Genomic DNA, 9,548 nt, shown 5'->3' on the forward strand with positions numbered 1-9,548 from the left:
AGCGAGTCTGGTGTACAGACACCAGGCGGTCTCAGTGGAGAGGTGGCCTTAGATGAGTGCCGAGACGGTGGAACAGGGAATCCAGCGCGCGGGAGGAGCGGTCGAGCTGCTGCGGAACTCCCCCATCCGCCCGCACACGTTCCCGGTGACCGCGGAGTTCACCAACTGGCGCAGCGAGCAACGGGCGTGGCGGGAGTCGTGCGCCCTGCTGGATCAGTCCCACCACATGACCGACCTCTACGTCAGCGGTCCCGACGCGTCGCGCCTGCTCAGCGACCTGGGGATCAACAGTTTCGCGAAGTTCACGCCAGGCAAGGCCAAGCAGTACGTCGCGGTCAACCACGACGGCCGGCTGATCGGTGACGCGGTGCTGTTCCACCTGGAGGAGCAGCACTTCGACCTGGTCGGGCACCCGATGGTGCTGGACTGGGTGCAGTTCAACCTCGAAACGGGGAACTACGACGCGACCACCGAACGGGACGACAACTCCTTCGACCGCGTCGCGGGACCGCCGAAGGTCTACCGGTACGAGCTGCAGGGCCCGACCGCGTCCGCGGTGATGGAGAAGGTGATCGACGGCCCGCTGCCGGACGTGAAGTTCTTCAACATGGCCACCTTCACCATCGCCGGGTGCACCGTGCGCGGCCTGCGGCACGGCATGGCGGGCCAGCCCGGCTACGAACTCTTCGGCCCGTGGGAGGAAGGCGACCGGGTCCGCGAGGCGATCCTGGCAGCCGGACAGGACTTCGGGCTGGTGCGGGTGGGTGCGAAGGCGTACTCGGCGGCGAACCTGGAGTCGGCGTGGATTCCCGCGCCACTGCCCGCCATCTTCTCCGGCGAGAAGATGAAGGCCTACCGGGAATGGCTGCCGACCACCGCGATTGGCTCGCTGGCCGGTTCGATGGACTCCCCGAACATCGAGGACTACTACGTCACCCCCTACGACGTGGGATACGGCCGGTTGGTGGCCTTCGACCACGACTTCGTCGGCCGCGAGGCCCTCGAACAGATCGCCAAGAGCCCGCGCCGCGAAAAGGTCACCCTCGTGTGGAACAGCGACGACGTCACCGACGCGATCGGCTCGCTCTACCGTCCCGGTCTGCCCGCCAAGTACATCGAGGTCCCCAAGGCCCGCTACGGACTGCACCAGAGCGACAAGGTCCTCGCCGGCGGCAAGCTCGCCGGGATCTCCATGGACGCCGGCTACCTGGCCAACGAGCACGTCATGGTGTCGCTGGCCACTGTGGACATCGAACACAGCAAGCCCGGCACCGAGGTGACCGTGCTCTGGGGCGAGGACCCCAACTCCGCCAAACCGCTGGTGGAGCAGCACAAGCAGGTCGAGATCCGCGCCACCGTCGCCCCGGCCCCGTACGTGCAGTTCGCCCGCGAGAGCTACCGCGCGCTGTGACGGAAACGACGACACACCGGCGGGCACCGCGCTCGGCGCGGGAGATCCTGCGCACCATCAGTTACGAGATCATGCCGTTCCGCGGCACCGAGGACGCGGTCCTCGAACACGTTCCCGTGGACGTGCCACTGACTGTCACCGTGACCGAGGCGAAGGGCATCGAGGCCACTATCGGCCTGGCGGCGAACCTGACCGCGCGCGGCTACCGGGTCGCACCGCACATCGCGGCCCGCATGGTGAAGGACACGGCCCACGCCAAGGACCTCGCCGCGCAACTCACCGAAACCGCGATCGACCGCGTCTTCGTCGTCGGCGGCGACGCACCGGTCCCGGCCGGCGAGTTCACCGAGGCGCTCGACCTGCTGCGCGTGTTCGCCGAGACCGCAGCGTTCACACGGACCGGGATCGGCGGCTACCCGGAAGGGCACGCCAACATCGCCGATGTGGACCTGGCTGCCGCACTGGCCGCGAAAGCCCCGCTGGCCACGCACGTCATCACCCAGATCTGCTTCGACGCCAGGACGACCGTGGACTGGGCCCGCCGCGTCCACCGCGACCACCCGGATCTGGACGTCGTGATCGGCGTGCCCGCCCCGGTGAGCAGGCAGAAACTCATGCGGATCGCGGGCGGCATCGGCCTGGGGCAGTCGGCGCGGTTCCTGCGCAAACAGCAGAACACGATCTGGAAGCTGATCCGCCCCGGCGGATACCGCCCCGACAAGCTCCTGCGCGCCTTCGAACCCCACCTCGCCGCGCCGGACGTCAACATCGCCGGCATCCACCTGTTCACCTTCAACGAACTGGCCGGCGCCGAAGCCTGGCGGCGATCACTGCTGGCCCGCCTCGACGCCGGCTGAAGGAGACAACCCCATGCACACCACGACCACCACCGGCGAGGGGCGACTGCTGGTGTCCGGAAAGGACGGACCCGGCATCGTCGCCGCCGTCTCGGCCATCCTCACCGGTCACGGAGCCAACATCGTCTCCCTGGACCAGCACTCCACCGGCCCGTCCGGTGGGCGCTTCTTCCAGCGGGCCGTGTTCCACCTCGACCGGCTCGCCGACCGGCGCTGCGCGCTCGAAGTGGACCTGCATCGCGAGCTCGGCGAGCGGTTCGGGCTGCACTGGTCTCTTGTCGACACCGCGGTCCCGAAACGAGTGGCGCTGTTCGCCTCGAAACTCGACCACTGCCTGCTCGACCTGCTGTGGCGGCACCGCCGGGGCGAGCTGCCGATGGAGATCACCCACGTGGTCTCCAACCACACCGACCTGGCCTGGGTCGGCGACCGGTTCGAGGTGCCCTTCACCCACATCCCCGTGCCGAAGGGCGCCAAACAGCAGGCCGAAGCCGCGCAGCTGGACCTGCTCAAGGGCACCGTCGACCTGGTCGTGCTGGCCCGGTACATGCAGATCCTCTCCGGCGACTTCCTCGCCGCGCTGGGCGTGCCGGTGATCAACATCCACCACTCGTTCCTGCCCGCCTTCGTCGGCGCCGCCCCCTACCGCAAGGCCAAGGAACGCGGCGTGAAACTCATCGGCGCGACCGCCCACTTCGTCACCGAGGACCTCGACGAGGGACCGATCATCGAGCAGGACGTCGTCCGCGTCAGCCACACCGACTCCACCGACGACCTCGTCCGCCGCGGCGCCGACGTCGAACGCCTCGTACTCGCTCGCGCCGTCAAGGCCTTCTGCGAAGACCGGATCATGCGCGACGGCAACACCACGGTGGTGTTCTGATGGGCGCCGGCCTGCTCGACGGCAAGCTGGTCGCCGCGAAGATCAAAGACGATCTCCGCCGCCGGGTGGCGGCTCTCACCGCGCAGGGGCGCACGCCCGGGCTGGGGACGGTGCTCGTCGGCGACGATCCTGGCAGCATCCTCTACGTCGACGGAAAGCACCGCGACTGCCGCGACGTGGGGATCGAGTCGATCCGGGTCGACCTGCCCGCGACCGCGACGCGGGCGGACGTGCTCGGGGCGGTCGAGCAGCTCAACGCCGATCCCCGGTGCACCGCCTACATCGTCCAACTGCCCCTGCCACCCGGACTCGACGAGTTCGAGGTCATCGAGCGCGTCGACCCGGCCAAGGACGCCGACGGGCTGCACCCCGCCAACCTCGGCCGGCTCGTGCTCGGCGCGGACGGGCCGTTGCCGTGCACCCCGGCCGGGATCGTGGAACTCCTCCGGTGGTACGACATCCCGCTCGCCGGCGCCCGGGTGTGCGTGATCGGCCGCGGCATCACCGTCGGCCGGTCACTGGGCCTGCTGCTCACGCGGCGCAGCGAGAACGCGACCGTGGTTCTCTGCCACACCGGAACCCGGGATCTCGCCGCCGAGGTGCGGGCCGCCGACATCGTCGTCGCCGCCGCCGGCGTGCCGGGACTGGTCCGGCCGGACATGGTCAAGCCGGGCGCCGTGCTCGTCGACGTCGGCGTCACCCGGGGACCGGACGGCAAGGTCGCCGGCGACATCGACCCCGCCGCGGGGGACGTCGCCACCTGGCGTTCCCCCAACCCCGGCGGCGTGGGGCCGATGACCCGCGCGATGCTCCTGGCCAACGTCGTCCACGCCGCCCAACGGGCGTCCGGCTAGCCCACGCCCGCTGCGGTGAGCCCCGCTCGCCGCAGCGGGCCCGGATGAGATGCTGTCACCATGACCACCGGGCCTGACCACCTGGGAGACCTGCTCCAGCCCGAGAACAGGGCCGCACCGGCGTACCCCATCGCGTCGGTCGACAACACCCTGCGCATCCTCCTGCTCCTGCGCGACCGCGGCACCCTCACCCTCGCCGACGTCGCCACCGAACTCGGCATCGTCCGCTCCAGCGCCCACCGGCTGATGGCCATGCTCACCTACTACGACTTCGTCCGGCAAAGCCCGGTCGACCGGTCCTTCCGCATGGGCCCGGCGCTCATCGACGTGGGCCTCGCCGCCGCCCGCGCCCTCGACATCCGGGCACTGGCCCGCCCGATCCTCACCACACTGGCCGAGTCCACCGGGATGACCGCCCACCTCGTCCTCCCCCGCGGCCGGGAGGTCCTCTTCGCCGACGGCGTCGAAAGCCGGCGCACCATCCGCGCCGCACTTCGCACCGGCACGACGCTGCCCGCCCACGTCACCGGCGCAGGCAAAGCACTGCTCGCCACCCTCACCGACGACCAGCTCCGCCGGCTCTACGCGGACACCCCGCCCGAAGCCCTCACAGACCGCTCCCTCTCCTCACTGACCGCCCTCCTCCGCGAAGTGACCCACATCCGCCGCGCGGGTTACGCGATCAACGACGGGGAAAGCGAAACCGGGGTCCTCGCCATGGGAATCGCCTGCGTCGTCCCCGAAGCCGACATCCGCGCCGGTCTCGGCGTGTCCGGCCCAGCTTCCACGACGGACGACAGCTGGGAGGCCCGCATCACGCACGCACTCCAAGACGCCGCAGCGGAGCTCGCCAAACAGGTTCAGACCTATCACCTGTAGCGCAGCAATTCGAGCAACACCAAGGAAGTCTTTTGAGCGATCCACTCACGCTGATGATCGAGACCGACGCCGGCCTCGCGATCCGCCGCATCCCGAACGCCTCCGCGCTGGCAGATGGCGAGATCCAGGGCTACGCCGCCGAGGATGCCATCCGCAATGCGGCGGCGACATGGGGCATGCCGGACTTCGTGTTCCTGCCCGAACAGCAGCGCGTCGGTGGGGGTGTGCGCGAACTCGGTGATGGACTGTTGCTCGTCGGCGACCTTGCGGCTGTCATTCAAGCCAAGAGCCGGACCGATCCCACTGACAAGATAGAACGCGAGCTGTCCTGGCTGCGCAAGAACGTCGAAAAGGGGCTCAGCCAGGGCAGCGGCACCGTGCGCCGTTTGAAGCTCACCAACGCGAGCATGACCAACGCCCGCGGCCGCACAGTGCCCGTGGACGGCAACAACTACACCTGGTTGACCGTGGTCATCATCGACCACCTGAATCCGCCGCTCGGATTCCGACCTCCGCCAGCCCCGAGCGACATCCCTGCCATCGTCCTGCTTCGCCGGGACTGGGAGTTCCTGTTCGACCACCTGCGGTCGACCCGGTCCGTACTCGCCTACCTCCTACGCGCAGCACGCGCCGGCGACATCGTGGATCTGGGCGGCGAACCGCGGCGCTATCACGAGTACGCCCTCGCCGACATCGCCGCCACACCCGACCCGGTGGCCCCTGCGGTGGCGGCGCTGGTCGAGGCCAAGGATACGTCTATCGTCTCCAGCGCACGAGCACCTTTGGCTCCGGCTGGACACGACGATCACCCATCACACGTCATGCTGCGGATGATCATGGAGGACATCGCGACCACCGCTGTCCCTGCCGCGCAGGAGCCCGATCGACTGCTCATGTTGGCGGCGATAGACGGACTACCCGTCGACCAGCGAACCGAGCTCGGCGCCGCTCTCATCCGGTTCATGGCCTCTGCCGCCCGGCACACCGGCACCGGAACGCTGATCCACAGCCGGACGGTGATCCCGAACCCCGGCGAGTTCACTCCGCTGCTGTTCCTCGTCGCCTCCGAACTGTCCGACACATCGCGGGACGCGTTGATCATCCGAACGAACCTGCTGCACTGTGACTTCAGTGCCGCCGTCGGCGAGTGGGAGCACTGCACCGTCGGCGTGATGCTCACACCCAGCACCGTTAGCGGGCGGTTGTGGGACACGAGCACTTCGGCACTCTGGGGCGATCCCGGCCATTCGCCTGAACTGCTGGAGCAAATGCGCGCGTTGGTGACGGAGGCGGCCGTGCAGCCCGCAGCCTCTACCTGAGACGGAGACTCGGGATCGAAGTGACCAGCCGGACAGGCAGCTCTCTGCTGCCCGAAGGTTCCGGGTTGGCGATGCTGAGGTGCATCGGGCAGCCCGGCTCCGTCGGCGCGTCGCCGGTTCCCCCGCAGGATAGCTGGCGCTAGGTCGTTTGCAGGAGCTCCTAGCTCGATTGCGTTGCGCCGCAGCGGTCCACAGGCACGGCAACTCCGGCACTTCGACGCGCTGCAGCGAGATCTCCGAGATTACCGAGCCGGCCTGCACGCGCTGTAATGCCCCTCAGTGCGACACAGCCATTTCCCTGTCGTTCGCCATCGAGCCCCTACCCGGTTGCAGCAAGGTCAATAAGCGGCATGACATCTCTACAATTCAAAGATGGTTCCTGACACGGCCAACTGGGCCCGCTTCCGCTTCAACAGGAGCACCAAATCATCCGTATTGGCAAGCTTCTCTATTTCTTCACGGGTCACAACAAGAACTTCGCGTCCGCGTTCTAGCGCATGAGCAAGCACGCTGTGTGCAGCCGTCAAGCTGGATGGATCGCCTGTTATACCCGCGGCCGCAACAAAGATGCCTAGCGGCCTACCTCTACGCTGCAGCTTTCCGTTGAACAACTCCAATTCCGGATAACCGGCCGGAGAAGACCAGTTCTTACATTCGACAAGGATGATGTGGTCGAACAATCGAAGGCCGGCGGGATCACCTTCGTTCCAGAAGGCGATGTCGATTTCCTCGGCATTAAACGCATTGAGTTCGTTACGGGCAGTTACAGTGATCCCGGGAACTAGTTCAAATATGTAGCTGATGAGTTCCTCAAGCGCACGGCCACGCCCTGTGGTAGTTGTGGCGTTATCCCCGGCAGCGAACAACGCCTCGACGCGGTCCTGGTCGATCGCCGCCATGATCACATCCGACCGTGAACAGAACGGTTTCGGAGATCTCGCACGACCTCAGCAAAACTCGCTGTTCGCATGCGCTCCAGTAGCTCTTGCAGCGAGATCGCCAGCACCGGATACGGCACGTCCTTGAGTAGCAAATTTGCGGCCGGTTCAAGGAAAACGAGTAACGCCACACGCGCCTTCGGGGTCACCGGCAGATATCCCAGCACTTGCTCCACCGCCTGGGGCGACAGTTTGCGCTTGAGCTCGACGAGCAAGGGATTGGCCGCAATAGCATCCAGATCATCTGACCAGACACCGATATCGAAACGACGGTCGACCTCAGCAGGGCTCTGCGCAGCGACTGCGCCACTACTTTCCAGCGCCTGCGTTAGTAGGTCGAGCGCTGCACGCTCTGTCAGATTTGCGGTAGTCGCTAGCTGGCCGAGCAACTGATCTACACGAGACCCAAGAGCATGCCCGGTGGCTGGAGCGAGCTGGGACATTCGCGCCGATCGCCCCTCCGCTTGGTCAAGCGCAAAACCAATGGCCGGAAGGTCGTCTGGCCGAGCACGGATCGTCAGAAGGCCAGTAAGGTCAGGCGGCGGTGCTTCTGCTGGGTCAGCGATGATTATGACTGGCTTACCCCGCCCGACCGCCATCCCGGCCTCGAAGAGAACGTTCTGCCTCGACTCGGCGGTACCCAGTACTACCAGTACGAAGTCGGCTGCGTCGATTGCCTGCTGGAGGCTCTGCATGATGCTGGCGCCGAGGGGAGCAACATCGGACAGGACGTAGGGGCTCACGCCGCGCCGACGTAGTTCGGTCATCAGCTGCCGCAGGTTGACGCCAGCAGGCGCCGAGATGAACCACCGTGCGCCCGACACCGCCTCAGCGGTCGTCAGGGCGGGCTCCACAGCCTCGCTCATAGAGTCCCCCTGTCGCACACTCGGCACACCGCAGGTCCCCAAGCCTCCCACAGCTTTAGGCTGCGGAATCAGGCAACCCACCGATCGGCCGCGCCCGCAATCTTTTCGCGGGCGGCAAATATGGATGAGGCGATCCGCAAGCACGACGACGATCGCGAGCAGCTGCCGACTGCGGCGCGGCCCGGTCGAACTCAGGGTGGCGGCGGCGAAGGCCGAGTCACCGCGAGGGGAACAAGCTCGTCACGTCCTCCACGGTGATGATCTTCCCGCGGGTTGAGGAGAGCAGCTTGCCCAGCCAGCCGTCGGGCGGCAGAGCCGCCTCGATCTTCGTGCGAGCCTCGCCGCGGGCTTCCGCGTTGCCGTCGCCGCAGAGCGCTGCGTACTGCAGAAGGCGGTCGGCCAGCAGGTTGTAGAGCCGGACAGCGGCGTCGTGATTGATGAGGGTGATCTTGTCGCGGGCTGCCTCGGCGGCGTCGTCTTGGACGGCTGTGGCCGGGTGAGCAAGCAGCCGTAGACCCGCGTCTTCGCTGTTCGCTTGGTCTCGACTTCGATCTGGCCGAGCAGCTGGTTGACGTCTCCGTGGGACACCGGGTGCGATTCGCCGGTCTTGACCTCTCAGACGCGGCGTTCGCCGCGCTTGACGGTTGACCAGGTCCACCGGCAGTCGGTGGCGCTTTGCTCGATCTTGGGTGGCCGCTCTCCACTGGCTCCGACCAGCCGTGCGAGCACCTTGAGGCCGTCGCATTGCTGATCGTGGCTGCCGGCGAGCAGGGTGCGTCCACCGGAGAGTGCGCGGTCGAGTCGCGCCTCCGGCTTCACGACGCCATTCATCCCACACGAGGAAGAGGCGGTCGGTGTCATCAGCGGTCCGCTCGTGTCCCTTGAGGTCGGCAACCGTGCGGTCCAACCGGCGGAACCACGCGGTGCGAGGCCCATTGGTGGTGGCGCTTCGAGGGCAGTACGCGCGGCACCGAGGTCCTCGTCCCGGCCACGTTCGAACAGGGCGTGGGCTTGGACGTAGCGCCAGAACGCCGCGTGCTCGGTCTCTCCGGCGGACGAGAGCAGGTCCGCGGCTTCGCGTGCTCGCTCGGCAGCGCGGCCGTGGTCACCGATCCACAGGTCGGTGGCCGCCGACACCTCAGCGTCGGCGCTGGCGACGTCACCGCTGCCGCCGGTGCTGCGTCCTGGGCGTGGTCGTCGCCGCGGCGCTGCCTGCTCGACGGGTTCGGCGGTGCCGGCCGGTTGGGTCACCTGCCAGAATGCCCGGCAGGCGTCGGTCGTGGCGACCAAGCCCTGGTCGTAGAGTTCGAGCGCGGCGCGAACGATCGGCTGGGTGCCCTCGGGAATGAACGCGCGGACCGCCGGGTCGGCGAGGATCTGGGCGAAAGTCGGGTCGAGTCCCAGGTACAGCGAAGCGGTCGGTCACGGTGCGGTTGGCCCGGCCGAGAGCCTGGGTGACCCGTGTCCAACGCGGTGCCGCATGAAAGTCGCGTCACCGAGGTAGGCGACCACGAACCGCTCGAACTCGCTGCTGGCCTGCG

General features: G+C 67.4%; 10 protein-coding genes. 6 read left to right on the forward strand and 4 right to left on the reverse strand.

Going from position 1 to position 9,548, the window contains the following annotated elements:
* Positions 1 to 52: 52 nt before the first annotated feature.
* Genes L2C96_RS32625 through L2C96_RS32650 form a run of 6 tightly spaced genes read left to right on the forward strand, consistent with a single transcriptional unit; the run spans position 53 to position 6,203 of the window.
* Positions 53 to 1,411, forward strand: coding sequence for an aminomethyl transferase family protein (locus L2C96_RS32625; protein WP_237338943.1), 1,359 nt, complete (start codon positions 53 to 55; stop codon positions 1,409 to 1,411).
* Positions 1,408 to 2,268 carry a methylenetetrahydrofolate reductase gene (locus L2C96_RS32630; protein ID WP_237338944.1) on the forward strand — a complete coding sequence of 287 codons (861 nt, stop codon included), beginning with the start codon at positions 1,408 to 1,410 and terminating at the stop codon, positions 2,266 to 2,268. The genes L2C96_RS32625 and L2C96_RS32630 overlap by 4 nt, the downstream gene beginning before the upstream one ends.
* Positions 2,269 to 2,281: 13 nt before the next feature.
* Positions 2,282 to 3,151: a formyltetrahydrofolate deformylase gene (gene purU / locus L2C96_RS32635; RefSeq protein WP_237338945.1), complete on the forward strand. Its 870-nt coding sequence runs from the start codon at positions 2,282 to 2,284 to the stop codon at positions 3,149 to 3,151.
* Entirely contained in the window at positions 3,151 to 4,005 is an 855-nt protein-coding gene (locus L2C96_RS32640) for a bifunctional methylenetetrahydrofolate dehydrogenase/methenyltetrahydrofolate cyclohydrolase (protein ID WP_237338946.1), read from the forward strand. Before purU ends, L2C96_RS32640 begins: the two co-directional genes overlap by 1 nt.
* A 60-nt stretch (positions 4,006 to 4,065) precedes the next feature.
* Complete coding sequence (locus tag L2C96_RS32645) at positions 4,066 to 4,884, forward strand: IclR family transcriptional regulator (protein WP_237338947.1); 819 nt, start codon at positions 4,066 to 4,068, stop codon at positions 4,882 to 4,884.
* 53 nt (positions 4,885 to 4,937) lie between these two features.
* Positions 4,938 to 6,203 (forward strand): hypothetical protein, encoded by a 1,266-nt coding sequence (locus L2C96_RS32650; protein ID WP_237338948.1) that lies wholly within the window; start codon positions 4,938 to 4,940, stop codon positions 6,201 to 6,203.
* Between the two features lie 359 nt (positions 6,204 to 6,562).
* On the opposite strand, the gene L2C96_RS32655 is transcribed toward L2C96_RS32650, so the two are convergent.
* The 4 genes from L2C96_RS32655 to L2C96_RS32670 all read right to left on the reverse strand — a co-directional run bounded on the left by L2C96_RS32655 (position 6,563) and on the right by L2C96_RS32670 (position 9,297).
* Positions 6,563 to 7,102, reverse strand: a complete 540-nt coding sequence (locus L2C96_RS32655; protein WP_237338949.1) for a restriction endonuclease — start codon at positions 7,100 to 7,102, stop codon at positions 6,563 to 6,565.
* Positions 7,103 to 7,104: 2 nt separating this feature from the next.
* Entirely contained in the window at positions 7,105 to 8,007 is a 903-nt protein-coding gene (locus L2C96_RS32660) for a TIR domain-containing protein (protein WP_237338950.1), read from the reverse strand.
* Positions 8,008 to 8,224: 217 nt separating this feature from the next.
* Positions 8,225 to 8,665 (reverse strand): hypothetical protein, encoded by a 441-nt coding sequence (locus L2C96_RS32665; RefSeq protein ID WP_237338951.1) that lies wholly within the window; start codon positions 8,663 to 8,665, stop codon positions 8,225 to 8,227.
* Positions 8,623 to 9,297, reverse strand: a complete 675-nt coding sequence (locus L2C96_RS32670; protein WP_237338952.1) for a hypothetical protein — start codon at positions 9,295 to 9,297, stop codon at positions 8,623 to 8,625. Before L2C96_RS32670 ends, L2C96_RS32665 begins: the two co-directional genes overlap by 43 nt.
* Positions 9,298 to 9,548 lie beyond the last annotated feature (251 nt).

The organism is Amycolatopsis tucumanensis, assembly GCF_021654135.1.
Taxonomy (GTDB): Bacteria; Actinomycetota; Actinomycetes; order Mycobacteriales; family Pseudonocardiaceae; genus Amycolatopsis_E; species Amycolatopsis_E tucumanensis.